Origin of the sequence: Lactobacillus corticis, assembly GCF_018327645.1 — a bacterium.
In the GTDB taxonomy this organism is placed as follows: Bacteria; Bacillota; Bacilli; order Lactobacillales; family Lactobacillaceae; genus Lactobacillus; species Lactobacillus corticis.
This window is the reverse complement of sequence record NZ_BMAY01000008.1, coordinates 58,963-76,660: the sequence shown is the minus strand read 5'-3', so window position 1 is coordinate 76,660 and position 17,698 is coordinate 58,963. Positions and strand designations below refer to the sequence as shown.

Genomic DNA, 17,698 nt, shown 5'->3' with positions numbered 1-17,698 from the left:
CTCGCAACAGTTAAATATGTTACCAACTTCTTTTGAACTTTGCAAGCTATTTTTTCAACTTTTTCAAAATTCATTTTTTCATTGGCGCCGCTCAAATTTGCGACTTAATTAGAATACCCTTATTTGCTTTTTGATGCAAGACCCTTTTTAATTTATTTTCCGATTTTCGTGTAAAATAGTATCTGAAATTGATAAGCAAGAAAGAGGTAATTATCATTAAGACTTACGATACTGCCATTATTGGAGCTGGACCAGTCGGATTGTTTGCAGCCGGTTATGCTGCCATGAACGGCTTAAAGACCGTTGTGTTTGATTCATTAAGTGCCGTTGGGGGCGAGGCGGAATTTCTTTATCCTTTTAAAGAGATTATCAACATCCCTGCCTACCAAACAATTGTAGCTGCCGACTTAATCAAACGGCTCAAGGGAAATATCAGCAGCGACGTCGACTTTGTGCTTGAGCATAAGGTTGCCCAAGTTAAAAAACAGGATGACAACTTTATCATCGATGATGCTTACAGCGTTCGCAGCGTGATTATCGCTACCGGAGCAGGCTCCTTTACTCCAAAGAAATTCCCATTAAAGATGTCGCCTGAAATTGCTGAACGAGTACATTATTATGTTCGCCAGCCCCAAAATTTTGCTGGCCAGCAAGTCGGTATTTTCGGTGGCGGCGACTCAGCCCTTGATTGGGCTAACGGCTTAGCCAAGGTAGCAAACGTGACGATGATCCACCGGCGGGAACACTTCCGCGGCATGGAGTCGACTTTGGCTACGCTAAAAAGTTTAAAAAATGTTGAAATCTTGACCCCTTATCTTCCTCGAACGATTGAGTTAGCAGATAATAAATTAAAGATTGGCCTTAGAGCAATCGGGGCTAAAGAACTGGTGTATCGGTCATTTGACCAGATTGTGGTTGCTTACGGCTTTAAAGCAAATAATCGCTTTGTGACTAACTGGGGAGTTGAAGCAACTAACACGAATGTTCTAGTTGACCGAACGATGGCTACTAATGTTGCTGGCATTTATGCAGTCGGCGATGTGGTAACCTATGAAGGACGCGTTCCCTTGATCGGTGTCGGCTTTGGTGAAGCCCAAACGGCAGTTCATGCGATCATGCGGAAGCTCTTCCCGGAAAAGACCAGGTAATTTTGCAAATAAATAAGTATAGGAGACGTTATGGCATTAATTGATTTTATCTTGCATATTGACGACCACCTTGTGACGATCGTCAATCAATTTGGACCATGGTCATATTTGGTTATGTTTCTAATTATCTTCATTGAAACCGGACTGGTAATATTCCCCTTTCTGCCAGGCGATTCGCTAGTCTTTGCAGCTAGTGCGCTAGCCGCCAATCCAAGATATGGCTTAAATCCTTGGCTGGTTTTCTTAGTCTTTGTGGCAGCAGCAATTTTAGGCGATTCCATCAACTATGAAATCGGCAATCGCGTCACTCATGCCGGGGAAAAATATGCCTGGTTCAATAAGTTAATCAACAAAGATAATCGCCTCGCAGCGGAAAAGTTTTTCGAACGACATGGACCGATCACCATTGTGATTGGTCGGTTCATCCCCTTCATCCGTACTTTCGTCCCATTCATTTCCGGCGGCAGCAAAATGCACTACGGAAAATTCATCACTTACAACATTTTAGGCGGCTTCTTGTGGGTCAGCTTATTCTGCTTAGTGGGTCACTTCTTCGGCAACTTGCCAGTTGTGCGGGACCACTTCTCATTGATCGTCATCGGGATCATTTTAGTTTCAGTAGTTCCGATAATGATCGTTTGGCTCAAGAAAAAAATTGCACTTAAAAAGGAATTCCATTAAAGGAATTCCTTTTTTAGCGTCTTAATAATTTTTCAGCAAAATATAGTTCATAAATAATCCCCGCAACCGCAAAGCAGGCTGAGAAAAAGCCTTCCGTCAAAATATTGATAATTGGGTCAGTGGCTGGATCAAACAGCCAGTTCGAGTTGTGGAAAAAAATGTGGTGAAAAGTCACAAAGAAACTATCAAAATTGCTCATGGCAAAGGGCAAAACAATAATCGGCAAGAGTAAAAAGATCAAGCTAGCTGTTTTGCTCAACTTCAAATACTGTTTGTTTTTGCCTTTTCCCCAGGCAAAATGCACAATTACACACCCAATAAAGACCAGGATGGCAAATAGCAACAAGTGCTTAACTTCGGCAAAGTGTTCGGCCGCATTCGCCGAAGTTGCTAAATTGCTCATGTGCAATTTGGTTGTAAAGGGCCACAACAAGTAGCCCATGAGCTGATTATAGTTGTGCATAACTTGCCCAACCGTCAAATTTACGGTTTCATAGGTTTTTTGAGTTAACACGAATACCAAAATTAACGGCCAACTGGCCACTACGGCCCCCACGACCGCACTAGTAAGGGCAAACAAAAAATGGTATAGCGGTGAAATTAATTTTTTCCAATTCATAAGGCAAACTCATCTAAATTATCCACAGTATAAGTAGCCGGGGTTTTATCAACAAGTTCTTGCCGGGTGGTTACGCCGGTCAAAGTTAACAAAGTATCCACCTGTGAATTAAGTCCGGCTTTGATGTCGGTATCATAGTTATCCCCAACAATTAACGCATCTTGGCGGGTATATCCGGTTTTAGCCAAAGCTTTATCCACAATGATGGCTTCTGGTTTCCCAATATAGAGGGGATCAACTCCGCTGGCCGCCGCAATCATGGTGCATTGCGACCCATTGCCCGGCAGCAATTCATCCCTTGAGGGCAGGTTCATATCCGCATTGGTTCCAATAAAAACCGCCCCCTGCCGAATCGCCCGGACGGCTACGCGAATTTTATGATAGGTCAAGTCAGTATCCATCCCAACGACCACATAATCCGGCTGCTGATCGTCCAAGCTAAGTTCAGCATGCTGCAGCAATTCCCGTTTTAAGCCAATTTGGCCAATGATGTAGACCCCTAATTGCTTGCCGGGATTATGCGCCAAAATCCAGCTAGCCGTAGCCATGCTGGGCGTATAGATATGGTCGACGTCAGTCTCGACGCCGTGGCCACGCAATTTATCCACAACCATTTGGGGCGTTCTGGTCGTGTTGTTGGTCAAAAACAAGTAATCCTTGCCAGCTGCCTGAAGACGCTTAACAAAACGTACGCCAGACGCAATCGTGTCTTTTCCGCGGTAAATCGTTCCGTCTAAATCTATCAAAAAAATGCGGTAATCTTTCACTAATGTGCTTCCCTCTTCTTAATCGTAAATTTATGGCGACCAGCATTGCGTCTTGGTCGACTAGGATGTTTTTTAAATTTGGTTCGATTGCGCTGCTTGCGATCCCGGTAAGTTTTGCTTTGTCGTGAAGGCTTGTGTTTAGCATAATGGAATTTCTTACGCTTATGCGGATGGTAGGTATGGACCGGATCCAATAATTCCAAAATAAAATACGCCGTGCCCGGATTACAATATTCCGTCAAATAATCGGCAATGGCATATTCGCTCTTATCAATTGCCCGGTGTGCCTCTTTCTTGTAAAAGCCCTTAAGGCGCAAATGCTCGCTAGACACATCCCCGACAATAAAATCATATTGATCAAGGTAGGGATCATACTTAAGGGCCAGCATCTCCAAATCTAAGGCAGTTCCGTGGTTTACAGCCAGCCGATAGGTCTGATTATTGATCTTGATTTTTTCGCCTTGCTGGGCAACGACGGCTTTCGGGTGGCGCAAAGGCTGCGCTTGTGCAAATTTATTCGTTTCTGTTGCTTCGCTCATGCTGCCCTTCCTTCAATGGATAACGTTTCGCCAGATATTTGCCAACGACTTCGCGCAAAAAATCTGGGAATAAAAATTCATTTTCTCCGACGATGGCTAAGGTTGGGAAAAACGGCACTAAAACATAGTGATCCAAACAGGCCAATTCATAAATTTGGTCCGGGTCGATTTCCCGGCCATTAACATAGACAATTCTGCGCACCATATCGACCTTGATGCCTTGATAGTGCATTTCGCCAAAAATTTTTCCTCGGAAACTCATTCCTTGCAAGTGGAATTTCTGCAAATAATGGCGATTTTTTTCAATTTCCATGACCAGCCGCCACAAATCGCTCCCCTTTAGGCGACTTTTTACCACGTGCATTGGGTGCGGCAAGGCTTGTTGCAAATCATATTGCGTAATCAAGCCAGCTTTAAAAGGTGTCAAAAATAAACCTGACGACAGAATCGCAAAATCGGTGCCGGCAAAATTACTAATTGCTTCCATGGAGACCTGGACCGCGGCTTCGGTATCGTCATGGAATTTTTCCGGCAAATAAGCTACTTGCCGCTCCATTAGCAGCTGGCGACCTTTTTCCAAATAGCCTTGAATTTCGGCTTCATCGCTAGCTTGCGCTGGCATCGAAGCGGTCGGAATCGTGGTTGGGACAATTTTTTCAACTTGGTGGCGATCATTCAATTCGAGCTGAATATCTCCTACATAGTTGCCCCACTTACCGGTCTGCGTAATCCAAGTATGACCATGCTTTTCACCCTTGGGCAATAAGTCATGGCTGTGGCCGCCGACAATCAAATCAATTTGCGGATAATGCTTGGCCAGCCAGCGGTCCATATTTAAGCCAATATGAGTCAGCATCACTAAGCAATCATACTTGCCCTCTAGTTCGCCCAGCATTTGATCCATCGTTGACTGCAAAGTCTTGACATGCCAATGATTGGGTCCATAAGTCATGGGATAGACAGGCGTCAAGCCAATTAAAGCAATACGGGTGCCTTTTTTGGTCGTAAAGAGCAAATACTTATTGGCCCACTTGGGGCGAGTATCGTCTTCTTCCAGCAAATTCGCCAAGGCAACGGGAAATTCCGCATGGGTAAAAAGTCGTTCTAAAACCGCATGCGAATTAGAAATTCCTTCGTTATTGCCAACCGTGACTGCATCATAATGCATTTGGTTCATCAATTGAATGTTGGCTTGCCCTTCCGTGGCATCGCTCAGCGGGTGCGATCGATCCATAAAATCGCCAGCATCAAAAGTAAACACTTGGTCAGCCTCTGGATGCTCTCGAACCGCTTCAAAATAACGTCTAATCTTTGGAAAATGTTCAAAGTGCGAATGTAAATCATTGGTGTGCAGAATTCGTAGCTTTTCCATAACTGCCCCTTCTAGCCAATCCGATTGGCCTTCAATACCATTTTATAGGCATCTAACACCTTGCCCTTAGGTTTCTCCCACTCAACCCACTGTGGGTTCTTCCAATCTGCTTCTTTCATCAAAGACTGCAAATGATAGGTTTTATTGATATATTCTTCGTAAGTAATGAGAGCCTTGGTGCGCGGAATATTCAGCTGCAAAATGCGGACGCCCTTAATATCGCCGCGATCGACGGCAAGTTCGGCAATGCCGTTTTGGTCAATATTAGAAATCTCGAAATATTTGCTTCCGTCCTTGCGAGTTACTTCTTCGATCAAATCTAATTGCTCATATTGGTCGTTCATTTGCCCTCATCCTTAGAAAAAAACTTAATAGAGATTCAAGTTAAATTGTAACACAAATTTTTTCTGCAAATAGTCCCCATGCCTAGCCCCTTTTCACCTGTTTTCAGTCGGCCTATGGTAAAATTTTAACTAGATAACATTTCAGGAGGGAAAACAATGGAATTAGATTACAAGAAATTGGCCGAGGCCAAGAAAGAAGCCATCTTAGCTGACCTAGAAAAGTTGATTGCAATTGACTCTTCCGAAGATTTAGCCGGTGCCACCGAAGAATATCCGGTTGGCCAAGGTCCGGCTAAAGCCATGCAAACTTTCTTAAGCTTTGCCAAGCGCGACGGCTTTGATACCGAAAACTTTGCTAATTATGCTGGCCGGGTTAACTATGGCCAAGGCCAAAAGCGTCTTGGCGTCATTGGCCACATGGACGTTGTGCCGGCTGGTGACGGCTGGGAAACCGATCCGTTCAAGATGCTGATCAAAGACGGCAAGATTTATGGTCGTGGTTCCGCTGATGACAAGGGACCAGCTTTAGCAGCCTACTACGGCATGCTTTTGTTAAAAGAAGCTGGTTTTGAGCCCAAAAAGAAGATTGACTTTGTTTTGGGGACTAACGAAGAAACTGACTGGGTTGGGATTGACTACTACTTGAAGCATGAACCAACGCCGGATCAAGTCTTCTCTCCTGATGCCGAATTCCCAATCATTAACGGTGAACAAGGTATCTACACTTTGATTCTAACTTTCAAAGATGACGCGGCTCAAGGCAAGGACAAACTAGTTAAGTTTAGCGCCGGAATCGCTGAAAACGTTACGCCGCAAAAAGCTTATGCAACTGTTTTAGCTGCTGACCCAAAGGCCGCTGCTGCCAGCTTTAAGCAATTCTTGGCCGACAACAAGTTAACTGGTGAAGTCAAAATTGACGGCCAAACTTTGGAATTAGAATTAACCGGTGTTGGTGCTCACGCTAGTGCTCCGCAAGTCGGCCGCAATGCTGCCACTTTCTTAGGCGTCTTTTTGAGCAGCCTGGATTTTGCTGGACGTGACCTTAACTGGGTGAAATTCTTAAGCGAAGTTGAACATGAAGACTTTAAGGGCGAAAAATTAGGCGTCAGTCACCACGACGATTTGATGGGCGACTTATCCAGTGCTCCTAGCGTCTTCAGCTACCAAGATGGTGAAGCTGTCCTCAAAGACAACATTCGTTACCCACAAGGCACCGACCCTGACAAGATGGTGGAACAGGTTAATGCCAAATACGGCGATATTTTGACTGCTTCATACAAGTCATTTGAAGAACCGCACTACGTTCCTGGCGACGATCCGCTAGTTAAAACTTTGCTTAGCGTCTACGAACGGCAAACCGGCAAGCCTGGCCATGAAGTGGTTATTGGCGGCGGTACTTACGGACGTTTATTCAAGCACGGCGTTGCCTTCGGCGCCCAACCGGAAGATGCCCCAATGGTAATGCACCAAGCAAATGAGTACATGAAGGTTGATGATTTAATCGACTCCATCGCAATTTATGCTGAAGCGATTTATGAATTAACCAAGGATCCTGAATAAAAAAATAACTGCTCCAGGCGGAGCAGTTATTTTTTGCTTTTATTTATTCAAAGTGGTTGCCTTGCGCATTAATTCATATGGCAACTTGATTTCTTGTTCGTCAATATCTTCGTTGTTCATCAACTTAGTCAAAAGTCGCATTGCAACAGCCCCCATGTCATACAAAGGCTGCTTGACGCAGGTCAATGATGGACGGGCTACTTGCGCCATTGGGGTCGCACTCGCCGTAATGATTTCAAAGTCATCAGGAACTGACTTGCCAGCATCCAAAGCGGCATTCAAAATTCCACAGGCTACTAAATCGCGAGTTACTACTACGCCATCAATTCCGTCTTTTGCCAAATCGGCATAGAGTTCGTAACCATCGTGGTAGTTGGTCTTATGACCATAAATATGTGGCTCCATCCCTTTTTCTTGGCAAAATTCTCGATAAGCCTTAATCCGGTGGTCACGGTTAACTGATGATTCCGTGTCGCCGACAACCCATGCTAAATGATGCTTGCCATCTTGGTATAATTGGCCAAAAACATCAAGCGTTGCTTCATCGTAATCAATGGTGACTGATGGGTACTTGCCCCGGCTATCAACCGTTCCGGCCAAAACCACCGGCGTATTAGTCCGGTCAAAAGCCTCAATCGTACTGTCAGATAAGTCATTTGACATGTAGATGACCCCATCGACTTGTTTGTTGAGCAAGCTTTGGATAGTTTGGTTTTCATTAACCAACTGGTTTTCGATACTGGTAATGATGATATTGTACTTATACAAATGGGCAATATCGTCAATTCCCTTTGAAAGTTCGGCAAAATACAAGTTGGTCAAATCTGGAACCACCAAACCGACAGTGGTCGTCCGCTTTGAAGCTAAACCTTGGGCAACTGCATTTGGTTGGTAGTGCAGCCGCTTAATTACTTCCATTACTCGTTCGCGGGTTTCCTTGCGAACATTGCTGTTTCCGTTTACCACCCGTGAAACAGTAGCCATTGAAACCTTAGCTTCACGAGCAACATCATAAATTGTTACATCTTGTTTGTGCATAATTTCTAGTTCCCCAGTCTGTTAAAAAAACTCTACCGAACTCAATTTACCATGAAAGCGCTATTTTTGCGAGCGTTTGCACTTTTTCTTTCATGTTTTCATCCGCTAACATGATATACTACAATAAAATGGCAAAAAAGCGCAAATCAAAGGAGCAAAAAGAATATGAATTTAGATAAATTGCAGAATTGGCTGCAGGAAAATCACCAAGACATTGCATTAGTATCCAACCCGGTTACCATTGCTTACTTTACGGGTTACGAAATGGAGCCGCATGAACGAATTTTTATGCTGCTGGTATTCAAAGATGCTGATCCGTTTGTTTTCGTTCCCGCTTTGAATGTTGAAGAAGCGAAAAATTCTGAATGGAATGGCGACGTTTATGGTTATTTAGATTCTGAAGATCCATGGGCCTTGATTGGAGACAAAATCCGTCAACGAACTCATGATGATAAATACTGGGCAATCGAACGCGACCATTTGCCGGTTGATAAGTATCAAAAGATGCACAGTCAATTCCCTGACGCAGATTTTAGCGGCAATTTGACTGAATTTATCCAAGTCTTGCGTTTGCACAAAACTCCCGCGGAAATTAAGAAATTGCAAGCAGCTGGGGCAGAAGCTGATTTTGCCTTCCAAGTTGGCTTTGACGCCATCAGAACGGGCGTTACTGAACGCTACATTGCAGGGCAAATTGAATACCAACTGAAACTGCAAAAAGGCGTGATGCATACCAGTTTTGAAACGATCGTTCAAACTGGTGAAAATGCTGCTAACCCCCACCTTGGTCCAACTATGAACCAAGTTAAGCCAAATGAATTAGTGCTATTTGATTTGGGAACTATGCATGAAGGCTACGCCTCAGACTCCAGTCGGACCGTGGCTTACGGCACTCCTAGCGACAAGCAGCGGGAAATTTATGAAGTTAACCGGGAAGCCCAACAAGCAGCCATTGAAGCAGCTAAACCAGGCATGACCGCCGGAGAACTAGATGCTGTCGCCCGCGACATTATTACCAAGGCCGGTTATGGCGAATACTTCATTCACCGCTTAGGTCATGGGATTGGTAAAGATGTGCATGAATTTCCATCAATCGTCGGTGGCAATGACTTAGTCTTAGAAGAAGGCATGTGCTTCTCAATTGAACCAGGAATTTACATCCCTGGCTTTGCCGGAGTAAGAATTGAAGACTGCGGCGTCTTGACCAAAGACGGCTTCAAGCCATTTACCCACACCGATAAAGCCCTTAAGGTTTTGCCATTGAAAGACTAAAACAGCATACTAAAAAGACAGCCTGCGAGCTGTCTTTTATTTTGCCAAAATATATTTTTTCCCACCAAAAAAGGATGCCTCCCGAGAGACACCCTTGAATTTGACCTTAAAGCCACCTTATTCAGCTGGAGTTGCGTCAGCTTGATCAGCATTTGCTTCCGGCTTTGGTTCATCGGCAGTTTCATCTTCAGCATGAGCTAAATCAGCAGCTGCTTCGCTTTCATCTGCCTTATCTGAATCATCAATGACGATATCATCAAAATCTTTAATTTCTGAATCGTCTTCGACTGCCTTAGGGAAAGAAGCCAGTTGGTTCTTTACCACTTCAGTACCATTGTCGTACTTGCGCTTCAAATCCTGTAATTTGTCGTTGTCCTTAAGCTTAGCCTTGATTTCGTCGATTTCATCGTCATCGACCAGCAAACTACCAGCAGCAAAGCCAGCAACCGCACCGAAAACTGTTCCTAATACAAAATAGCCTAACTTCTTCATGGCGAGTCCTCCTAAAAACCTACTTTTCTCCACGACGACGTCGACGTCTAGCAAACGCCGATACTAAAAATGATGCAATTAAGCCTGCATGTCCCGTCTGATATTTGCTTACTCGCTTAGCCATCTTGCGTGAGGCCGTATTAATATCAGAGACGCTTTCGCCTAAATCAGCAGCTGCCTTGACTACTGGTTCCAAGGTGCTGACTTTGCCATTTACATCATCAGCCAAATCATTGACCTTATCCAGCAATTCATTGCTCTGCTTCATCAAGCTATCAGCTTGCGTCGTCAATTGTTTCAACGATTCGTCAGCACTTTCAAGCGTGTCAGCAGCCTTATCCAAAGCCTTGGCTGCCTTAAGCAAAACTGGAATCGTGAACAAAACAAGAATCAAAAATACGACAGCCGCAATTAAGCCTGCTAGGGCACCGTATGAAATTTCCATGACAAACCTCCATTAATACATCTAACAAAAAGTCTAGCATGAAAACACTTTATTCTCAATTACTTGCATAAATTCTAGCTAATTTCTGGTATGCTTTGTTCAGTTAATATTTTAGCAGAAATGGGTAATCAACATGTCTATAAGTTCGCTACTTCACTTTTCAAATAAAGGGCTATCAATCAACTGGGACAAGGTCACCAGCAATTTGATGTCCTCAATCTGGCAATTAGTAATTTCATCCATAGTTTTTTTGATCATTTATAAAGCTGGCGAAGCCCTCATTAACCGCTACGTCAGACGCAATAAGGAAAAACTTACCCAGCGCAGCCAAACGATTGCTGCCTTAGTGAACAGTATTTTCCACTACACGGTCTTGTTCTTTTATCTGTTTGCCGTCTTATCGATTTTAGGCGTCCCCGTGGGAACCCTGCTAGCTAGTGCCAGCATTTTATCATTAGCCATTGGGATGGGCGCCCAGGGTTTTGTGAGCGATATCGTCAATGGCTTTTTCATTTTAAGCGAAGGCCAGTACGATGTCGGCGACCTGGTCCAAATTGGCGAAAATACCGGGACAGTCGTCCAGCTGGGAATTCGGTCAACCAAATTAAAATCAAGTGACGGATCATTAATTTTTATTCCTAACCGCAACATCACGATTGTCCAAAATTTGGCCAAGGGCGGGATTGGTTTAAATATTGATCTAGAACTAGATGCCGCTAACGACCTTGACGAAATTAACCGGATTCTAACCAAAGTCAACCAAGAAACGCCCCATGATCCAGCAGTTTTACTCAAAGAGCCGGTCTTATCCGGCGTGATCAGCCAAGCGGGTTCAACCATTCTTTACCGGGTGCATTTTCAAGTGCAGCCTGGTGAAGAAGGCAAGATTCGCAATCTTTATTTCAGTCGCTACTTAGACGCCTTAAAGGCGAATGGCATTAAGTTTCCCAAAACCGCACTGCCCAAAACCAGCAGCAAATAAAAACAGTCAGGAAAATTCCTGACTGTTTTTTAGCTTATTCTTCAAGCCATGCCGGCAATTCTTGCAAGAGTTTGGCAATCGCCCGGCCGCGATGCGAGATGCTGTTTTTCTCACTGGTGGTCATCTCGGCGAAGGTTTTGCCCTTTTCCGGGACAAAGAACAGCGGGTCATAGCCAAAACCATCGTCGCCTTGAGGCATAATGCCGATTCTCCCCCGGCATTCGCCACTAACCACCAAGTCCTTTTCGGGCTGGTTAGGACGAGCAACCACGATAACGGTTTTAAACACTGCGCTACGCTTATTTTCAGGCACGCCACCAAGATTTGCCAATAGCTTGGCATTATTAGCCGTGTCATCATGATCTCCCGCGTAACGGGCTGAACGAACCCCAGGCTCGCCATTTAAATAATCCACCATCAAGCCCGAATCATCGCTGATCGTGATCAGGCCGCTGTAATCTGCTAAGGCTTGGGCCTTGAGCTTGGCATTTTCTTCAAAAGTGGCGCCGGTTTCGGCCACCTTTGGCGGGTTAGTCAAATCGCCATTGGTTAAAATTTCAGCAGCAATTCCCTGGTCGCTAAAAGCCTGCTTCAATTCGCGGGCTTTGCCTTGATTAGTGGTCGCAAACAAGAACTTGGTCATATTAGTCATCCGTTTCTACATGTTCAGCTGTCAAATCTGCCTGGCCTAAAAATGGCCGTGCCAGCTTTTCAAAATGTTCAACATCCCCAGTGGTGTAATAGCGGTGCGTAGCTGGCGTTTCGCTTAATAAGCCATCTCTAGCCAAAACCTTGCTGGTATATTCAGCTACCTGGTCGGCGGGATCAATAATCTTAACGTCGGGACCGACGGCCTTTTGGAAAGATGACCTAATCAACGGGTAGTGGGTACAGCCTAAAACTAAGGTATCAAAATCCTTGCCAATTAGCGGGGCTAAACTAGCTTTGACAATTTGATCATTTTCACTAGGCGATTTTTGGGCCTCGACTAAGGGCGCCAATTTCGGCGTGGCTAATTCTTCAACTTGAATTGCCGGGTCGCGGAAGGTAATTTCCTTAGTGTAATTCTTCGAAGCAACCGTGGCACTAGTTCCGACCACGGCCACCTTTTTATTGCGACTGCTTCTAGCCGCTGCTAAGCCGCCTGATTGAATGACGCCGATTACCTGAGGGGCAATTTCAGCTTGAACTGTTGCCATTGCTACCGCCGTAGCCGTATTGCAGGCAATAATCAGTAATTTAATATCCTGCTGCAGCAAAAACTGTACGCTTTTTTTCGTTAACTTGATAATTTCTTCGTCGCTGCGGTCACCGTATGGCATGTGGGCATTGTCACCGATAAAAATTGTCGATTCCTGGGGCAATTTTGCGATTACTTTTTTAACCACGCTCAAACCGCCGACGCCTGAATCAAGAAGACCGATTGGTCGATTATCCATTTGCTCCACCTCATAACTAAATTGTGCTCCTATCAGTTTAATGCAAAAGCACAAAATTTGCACCTTTGACCGCCGGCTTACCGAGCAATTTTCTTTTGCTTTAACAAATAGTTTGCTATATTAATTTCGTTAAGCAACTAAATTATGATGAGAAATGAAAGCGCCTTGTCTCGTTTTTTCAGCTTTTAGAAAATCTTTCCACGACAAAGCAAAGAGTTTAATGTAAAATAAACATAATTAAAAGGGATGAGGGACTTTATGCAAGACAACACTGAACAGACTGAACAGACTAAACCGACAACTGACGATGCATATAGCGAAAATGTTTATTTTGTTAATCAGTTGTACCGCGATTTTCTTCTACCTACTATTTTGGGCGAGGATAACGCCAGCATTCTCTACTGGGCCGGCAAACGCCTGGCACGCCACTATGATTTGGCCAGTTTAGAGGATTTGTCTGACTTTTTTAATCATGCCCAATTTGGCCATATTGAATTAATCAAACAACGCCGCGCTTCAGCTAGTTTTGAGTTGACTGGTCAAACAGTTTTAGACCGGATGAACAGCGGCAGTGCCGAATTTGCCCTAGAGGCCGGCATGATTGCGGAAACATTACAACGTGAGTCTGGCAGGACGACCGAGTGTGAAATAGCAGTGCTTGACAAAGAACAAAAAGTGCAATTTACCGCACGATTCTAATTGATCCGGAGGAGTTTAAGATGATCGAAGAGTTTAAAAAGTTTATCGCTCGCGGCAACGTGATGGACATGGCTGTCGGGGTAATCATGGGATCTGCCTTTACCGCAATTGTTACCTCCCTAGTTAAATATCTAATCAACCCCTTATTAGGACTGATTATTGGCAAGATCGACCTGTCAAACATGGTTTTTCAGGTGGCTGGTGCCAAATTCAAGTACGGTGAATTTTTGAACGCCGTCATTAACTTCTTAATTGTGGCATTTGTGGTCTTCTTACTGGTTAAGGCAGTCAACAAGATGATGCCCAAGAAAGAAGAAGAACCTGCTGGTCCAACTACGGATGATTACTTGAAGGAAATCCGCGATTTGCTAAAAGAACAACAGGCCAACAAATAGTCAAAATAAAAAACCGTTCGTTGCTTTAGACGAACGGTTTTTTTGCTATTAATTTTTAGTCAGTGTATTGATCCAAAATCGCATCTAACTTAGCCTTTGGCGTGTAACCAGTTAAACGGTCAACAATTTGACCATCCTTCTTGATGATCAAAGTTGGAATGGCCATAATGCCCAAATTCTTGGCGGTTTCTGGATTTTCATCAACATCCATCGCTGTAAAGCGAACATCTTGACGTTCCTTGGCTAATTGTTCAATAACTGGGGATTGCATCTTGCAAGGGCCACACCAAGTTGCCCAAAAATCTGTTAGCACAACCCCATCTTGAGTTTCTTCGTTGTAGTTTTCGTCTGTAATTGCGTCAACCATAGATATACCTCATTCTCTGAAATATTTTGTATTAATTATGATTTTTACTTTAGTATAAGTGTAGCAAGCAAGCTTACTTTTTACAAGTAATTAGCTCACTATTTCAATTCCACAATGGTTGCGCCATTGCCCCCCTCATTAGCAGGAGCATAGTGGTAACTTTTGACGTGTTTATTGGTCTTTAAATATTTCCAAACGCCGCTTCTAATAGCCCCGGTACCAATTCCGTGAACAATTACTACACTATCTAACCCAGCCAGCAAGACCGAGTCGAAGTAGCGATCCAGGTTGGTCATGGCCTCATCATAGCGTTGTCCCCGCAGGTCTAACTGGCTATGAGCATTGCGCCGACTGGAACTCCCAGTTGCCCGAACTGTTTGGGTGTGCTGCGGCTTTTCAGGGGCCAATTTGTCCATATCACGATCACTGATCTTAGCTTTGATAATGCCCATTTGGACTTCAAACTCATGTTCAGAAAGTTGCTTGGTAATCGTCCCCATCTGGCCGTATGACAAAATTTTCACCCGGTCACCGACCTTTACCCGATGGCGCCGCTTTTCCCGCTGCAAAACCTTATTTTGGGCTAATTGCTGCTCTTCGCGGGCCAGTTGGTTAAACTCGCCTTTGGCTTCAATCAGTTTGTTTTGTCGCACCCCTCGACCATGTTTTTGTTCTTCTTCAAGTTGGGCAATAATCTTGTCAGCCTTCTTGCGCCGTTTGGCCACAATTTCATTGGCACGTTCATTGGCAAACTCCAATTGCTTTTGGACCCGCGCATTGTACCAATCTAGGGCATGTTCCAGCTTCTCGGCGAGTTTTTGCGACTGACTCAAACTGGTTTCTAGTTTATTCTTGGCAGTCTCAGCTCGTTTAGTCTGATCATTCAGCTTGCTGATCATGTTATTAATGTCGCTGTCAGTCTCGTCCATGAGGTTTTCGGCATTTTTGACCACATCTTCGCGCATCCCTAACCGGCGGGCAATGGCAAAGGCATTACTGTGCCCCGGGATGCCGATCTGCAAATGATAAGTCGGCGATAAAGTCTTGAGGTCAAAAGCCATGGAGGCATTGGTCGTCCGCTCACGGTTGTAGCCATAGAGCTTAAGCTCCGGATAGTGGGTCGTAACCATGATCTTAGCCTTTTTTGAGCGCAAAAAGTCCAAAATCGCAATTGCCAAACTGGCCCCTTCTTCTGGATCAGTCCCGGCTCCAATTTCGTCAATCAAAACCAAGGTCTGTTGGTCCACATTTTTCATAATGGCAATGATGTCATTCATATGGGAAGAAAAAGTACTCAATGACTGTTCAATCGATTGTTCATCACCAATATCGGCATAAATTTCCCGAAAAACGCCGACTTTGCTGCCTTCTGCCGCCGGGATAAATAAACCGGCTTGGGCCATCAATTGTAAAAGTCCGGCAGTCTTAAGCGCAATCGTCTTACCACCAGTGTTTGGTCCAGTGATTAGCATCGTATCAAATTCTTCACCTAAAACGATATCGTTGGCGACGACTTTTTCCGGATCAATTAACGGATGGCGCGCCTTGCGCAAATTTAGGGAATGATCGTCTGATAAAGCTGGCTGACTCGCCTTCATGTCTTTGGCTAAGCGCGCTTTAGCTTGAATAAAATCAAGTTCGGTTAAGCTTTGACTGATTTTTTCAAGCTGATCGGCTTCTAGCCGGGCATCTGCTGACAAGTTGTGCAGAATACGGTGAATTTCCTGCCGTTCTTGTGCGAGCAAATTTTGCTGGCGATTGTTTAAATTCAACACGCCTTCGGGTTCAACAAACAAAGTTTGCCCACTGGCACTTTGGTCGTGCACGACGCCGCCAAACTTGCCGCGATACTCTTGCCGCACCGGAATAACGTAACGATCATCCCGAATGGTAACAATCGTTTCCGACAAATATTTGCTGGTCCGCCCCTTAGTGTAGCCTTCCATTCTGGTTTTAATTTCTTGCTCGTTGCTGGCTAGGTCGTGTCGCAGCTGGGCCAAGGCCGGCGAAGCTGAGTCAAGCACCTCACCGTCAAAATCAAGACTGCGCTTTAAGTCGTTAAACAACACTTCCGGGACATCCAACTGGTCCAAAATTTCGGCAATTGCTGTCAAATCTAGGTCTGCGTCTTGATTTTCTTCGATGAAACGATTGATTTCATTAGCTAAAGTCAAAACCAATAAAAGATTGCCGAGTTCTTGGGCATTCAAATCAGCTTTAACCTTCAACCGCTTCACTGCTGGCCGCACATCGGTAAAATCAGTCAGGGGCAATTGGCCTTTTAGCCGCATCAAATTGGCTAAAGCTAAGGTTTCTTCAAGACTAGCCTTAACAGTCCCAAAATCTCCTGCCGGGCGCAATTTACCAGCCCGCGTTTTCGCTGGCACCGTAATAGCTTTTGCTGCCAGGCGCTTTCTAATTGCATCAAATTCTAATATATCTAAAATCTTGGCATTCATTTTTATAAACACTACTAACAAAAAGGACCGGCACTGCCGATCCTTTTATCTTTATTCACCACTTAAGCGGTCATCGTCAAGGAAGGTGTTGAGTACTCCTTGAACCATGTCCCACTCTTCATCTGATTCAATTTCGTGTAAGTCGCTGCTAGTGACGTCACCATCTTCATCAGCATCATAGCTAAAGGCTTGCACTTCAATTTCATCATCGTCATCAGCTGCTGCCGGATAAAGCAACACGTAAGACTTACCGTAGTCTTCTGATTGGAAGGTAAATAAAACTTCAAATAATTCTTCGTTTCCCTGGTCATCGACAAGCGTAATCTTCCGTTCGTCGTCAGCAGGTTTATCAATATGATTAGTCATTTTGATCCTTTCGGTGCAAATCTAGGTAGTTTTGTAAGATTAGGACGGCTGCCATCTGGTCGATAACTTCTTTACGTTCATGGCGGTCATGGATTCCCGCATCTTCAATTAACACGCGGCGTGATTCCACCGTCGTCAAACGCTCATCAATATAGGCCACAGGTAGGCCAAATTTATCCACTAAGCGCTGACCATAAGCCTTGCTGCGTTCAACTGAGGCACCACTAGTGCCATCCATGTTTTTGGGCAGACCCAGCACAAAGCCATCAGGCTGATACTGACGCACCAGCTTTCTGAGCGGGCGCATGCCAAAGTTATAACGGCTTTCGTCAATTGGGATAGTCATCACAGGTTGGGCAGTTGCTCCCAATTCATCAGAAACTGCAACGCCTACCGTTTTTGACCCAACATCCAGTCCTAAAACTCGCATTACTTGTCCTTACCTAAGTAGCTCTTGACAAGCTCTTCAATAATTTCGTCACGTTCGTGCTTCAGAATTAAATTCCGCGCATCATTGTGCCGTGGGATGTATGCTGGATCGCCGGAAAGCAAGTAACCTACAATCTGATTGATTGGGTTGTAGCCCTTTTCTTCAAGGGCGTCATAAACATCTTGCAAAGTATCGTAAACATTCTTGCCTTTATTTTGGTTAAAGTCAAAATGCATTGTCTTATCTAGCGAACTCATATTTATTCCTCCTGTGAACAATTTTAC

General features: G+C 44.5%; 22 protein-coding genes. 7 read left to right on the top strand and 15 right to left on the bottom strand.

The annotated features are described in order from the left end of the window. Window positions 1-236: 236 nt before the first annotated feature. Together KI210_RS06205 and KI210_RS06200 are read left to right on the top strand one after the other, a co-directional pair. Complete coding sequence (locus KI210_RS06205; protein WP_212781039.1) at window positions 237-1,148, top strand: NAD(P)/FAD-dependent oxidoreductase; 912 nt, start codon at window positions 237-239, stop codon at window positions 1,146-1,148. A gap of 30 nt (window positions 1,149-1,178) precedes the next feature. Continuing rightward, entirely contained in the window at window positions 1,179-1,829 is a 651-nt protein-coding gene (locus tag KI210_RS06200; protein WP_212781035.1) for a VTT domain-containing protein, read from the top strand. A 13-nt stretch (window positions 1,830-1,842) separates the two neighbouring features. Here the strand turns inward: KI210_RS06200 and KI210_RS06195 are convergent, their stop codons facing one another. From KI210_RS06195 to KI210_RS06175, 5 genes are read right to left on the bottom strand one after another with little or no spacing between them, the layout of a single operon-like run. Next, window positions 1,843-2,448, bottom strand: coding sequence for a TIGR01906 family membrane protein (locus KI210_RS06195; protein WP_212781034.1), 606 nt, complete (start codon window positions 2,446-2,448; stop codon window positions 1,843-1,845). Continuing rightward, window positions 2,445-3,215: a TIGR01457 family HAD-type hydrolase gene (locus KI210_RS06190; protein WP_212781033.1), complete on the bottom strand. Its 771-nt coding sequence runs from the start codon at window positions 3,213-3,215 to the stop codon at window positions 2,445-2,447. The genes KI210_RS06195 and KI210_RS06190 overlap by 4 nt, the downstream gene beginning before the upstream one ends. Further along, window positions 3,215-3,754: a YutD family protein gene (locus KI210_RS06185; protein WP_212781032.1), complete on the bottom strand. Its 540-nt coding sequence runs from the start codon at window positions 3,752-3,754 to the stop codon at window positions 3,215-3,217. Before KI210_RS06185 ends, KI210_RS06190 begins: the two co-directional genes overlap by 1 nt. Then, on the bottom strand, window positions 3,729-5,126 hold the full coding sequence (locus KI210_RS06180) for a bifunctional metallophosphatase/5'-nucleotidase (protein WP_212781031.1): 1,398 nt from the start codon (window positions 5,124-5,126) through the stop codon (window positions 3,729-3,731). The genes KI210_RS06185 and KI210_RS06180 overlap by 26 nt, the downstream gene beginning before the upstream one ends. 11 nt (window positions 5,127-5,137) lie before the next feature. Then, window positions 5,138-5,470, bottom strand: coding sequence for a hypothetical protein (locus KI210_RS06175; RefSeq protein WP_212781030.1), 333 nt, complete (start codon window positions 5,468-5,470; stop codon window positions 5,138-5,140). A gap of 156 nt (window positions 5,471-5,626) precedes the next feature. Here KI210_RS06175 and pepV point away from each other — a divergent pair, with 156 nt between their 5' ends. Beyond that, window positions 5,627-7,030 carry a dipeptidase PepV gene (gene pepV / locus KI210_RS06170; protein WP_212781029.1) on the top strand — a complete coding sequence of 468 codons (1,404 nt, stop codon included), beginning with the start codon at window positions 5,627-5,629 and terminating at the stop codon, window positions 7,028-7,030. A gap of 39 nt (window positions 7,031-7,069) precedes the next feature. Here the strand turns inward: pepV and KI210_RS06165 are convergent, their stop codons facing one another. Beyond that, window positions 7,070-8,068 carry a substrate-binding domain-containing protein gene (locus KI210_RS06165; protein WP_212781028.1) on the bottom strand — a complete coding sequence of 333 codons (999 nt, stop codon included), beginning with the start codon at window positions 8,066-8,068 and terminating at the stop codon, window positions 7,070-7,072. A 165-nt stretch (window positions 8,069-8,233) separates the two neighbouring features. Here KI210_RS06165 and KI210_RS06160 point away from each other — a divergent pair, with 165 nt between their 5' ends. Beyond that, window positions 8,234-9,340 (top strand): M24 family metallopeptidase, encoded by a 1,107-nt coding sequence (locus KI210_RS06160; protein WP_212781027.1) that lies wholly within the window; start codon window positions 8,234-8,236, stop codon window positions 9,338-9,340. A gap of 117 nt (window positions 9,341-9,457) precedes the next feature. Here the strand turns inward: KI210_RS06160 and KI210_RS06155 are convergent, their stop codons facing one another. Together KI210_RS06155 and KI210_RS06150 are read right to left on the bottom strand one after the other, a co-directional pair. Then, window positions 9,458-9,832, bottom strand: a complete 375-nt coding sequence (locus KI210_RS06155; protein WP_212781026.1) for a DUF1269 domain-containing family protein — start codon at window positions 9,830-9,832, stop codon at window positions 9,458-9,460. Between the two features lie 19 nt (window positions 9,833-9,851). After that, complete coding sequence (locus tag KI210_RS06150) at window positions 9,852-10,277, bottom strand: DUF948 domain-containing protein (RefSeq protein ID WP_212781025.1); 426 nt, start codon at window positions 10,275-10,277, stop codon at window positions 9,852-9,854. Window positions 10,278-10,410: 133 nt separating this feature from the next. On the opposite strand from KI210_RS06150, the gene KI210_RS06145 reads away from it, so the two are divergent. Continuing rightward, a complete protein-coding gene (locus KI210_RS06145) occupies window positions 10,411-11,259 on the top strand; it encodes a mechanosensitive ion channel family protein (RefSeq protein ID WP_212781024.1) in 849 nt (282 codons plus the stop codon). A gap of 34 nt (window positions 11,260-11,293) precedes the next feature. On the opposite strand, the gene KI210_RS06140 is transcribed toward KI210_RS06145, so the two are convergent. Next, window positions 11,294-11,902: an XTP/dITP diphosphatase gene (locus KI210_RS06140; protein ID WP_212781023.1), complete on the bottom strand. Its 609-nt coding sequence runs from the start codon at window positions 11,900-11,902 to the stop codon at window positions 11,294-11,296. Window position 11,903: 1 nt separating this feature from the next. Continuing rightward, window positions 11,904-12,698, bottom strand: a complete 795-nt coding sequence (gene murI / locus KI210_RS06135; RefSeq protein ID WP_212781022.1) for a glutamate racemase — start codon at window positions 12,696-12,698, stop codon at window positions 11,904-11,906. 246 nt (window positions 12,699-12,944) lie between these two features. Between murI and KI210_RS06130 the strand changes: the two genes are divergently transcribed. Together KI210_RS06130 and mscL are read left to right on the top strand one after the other, a co-directional pair. Beyond that, window positions 12,945-13,397, top strand: a complete 453-nt coding sequence (locus tag KI210_RS06130; RefSeq protein ID WP_212781021.1) for a YslB family protein — start codon at window positions 12,945-12,947, stop codon at window positions 13,395-13,397. Between the two features lie 20 nt (window positions 13,398-13,417). After that, a complete protein-coding gene (gene mscL / locus KI210_RS06125; RefSeq protein ID WP_212781020.1) occupies window positions 13,418-13,792 on the top strand; it encodes a large-conductance mechanosensitive channel protein MscL in 375 nt (124 codons plus the stop codon). Window positions 13,793-13,847: 55 nt separating this feature from the next. Here the strand turns inward: mscL and trxA are convergent, their stop codons facing one another. The 5 genes from trxA to KI210_RS06100 form a co-directional block, all read right to left on the bottom strand. Further along, window positions 13,848-14,159 carry a thioredoxin gene (trxA, locus tag KI210_RS06120; RefSeq protein WP_212781019.1) on the bottom strand — a complete coding sequence of 104 codons (312 nt, stop codon included), beginning with the start codon at window positions 14,157-14,159 and terminating at the stop codon, window positions 13,848-13,850. 98 nt (window positions 14,160-14,257) lie between these two features. Beyond that, window positions 14,258-16,618, bottom strand: a complete 2,361-nt coding sequence (locus KI210_RS06115; RefSeq protein ID WP_212781018.1) for an endonuclease MutS2 — start codon at window positions 16,616-16,618, stop codon at window positions 14,258-14,260. Window positions 16,619-16,669: 51 nt separating this feature from the next. After that, a complete protein-coding gene (locus KI210_RS06110) occupies window positions 16,670-16,984 on the bottom strand; it encodes a DUF1292 domain-containing protein (RefSeq protein ID WP_212781017.1) in 315 nt (104 codons plus the stop codon). Next, window positions 16,977-17,414, bottom strand: a complete 438-nt coding sequence (ruvX, locus tag KI210_RS06105) for a Holliday junction resolvase RuvX (protein WP_212781016.1) — start codon at window positions 17,412-17,414, stop codon at window positions 16,977-16,979. Before ruvX ends, KI210_RS06110 begins: the two co-directional genes overlap by 8 nt. After that, complete coding sequence (locus tag KI210_RS06100) at window positions 17,414-17,671, bottom strand: IreB family regulatory phosphoprotein (RefSeq protein WP_212781015.1); 258 nt, start codon at window positions 17,669-17,671, stop codon at window positions 17,414-17,416. The genes ruvX and KI210_RS06100 overlap by 1 nt, the downstream gene beginning before the upstream one ends. Between the last annotated feature and the right edge of the window lie 27 nt (window positions 17,672-17,698).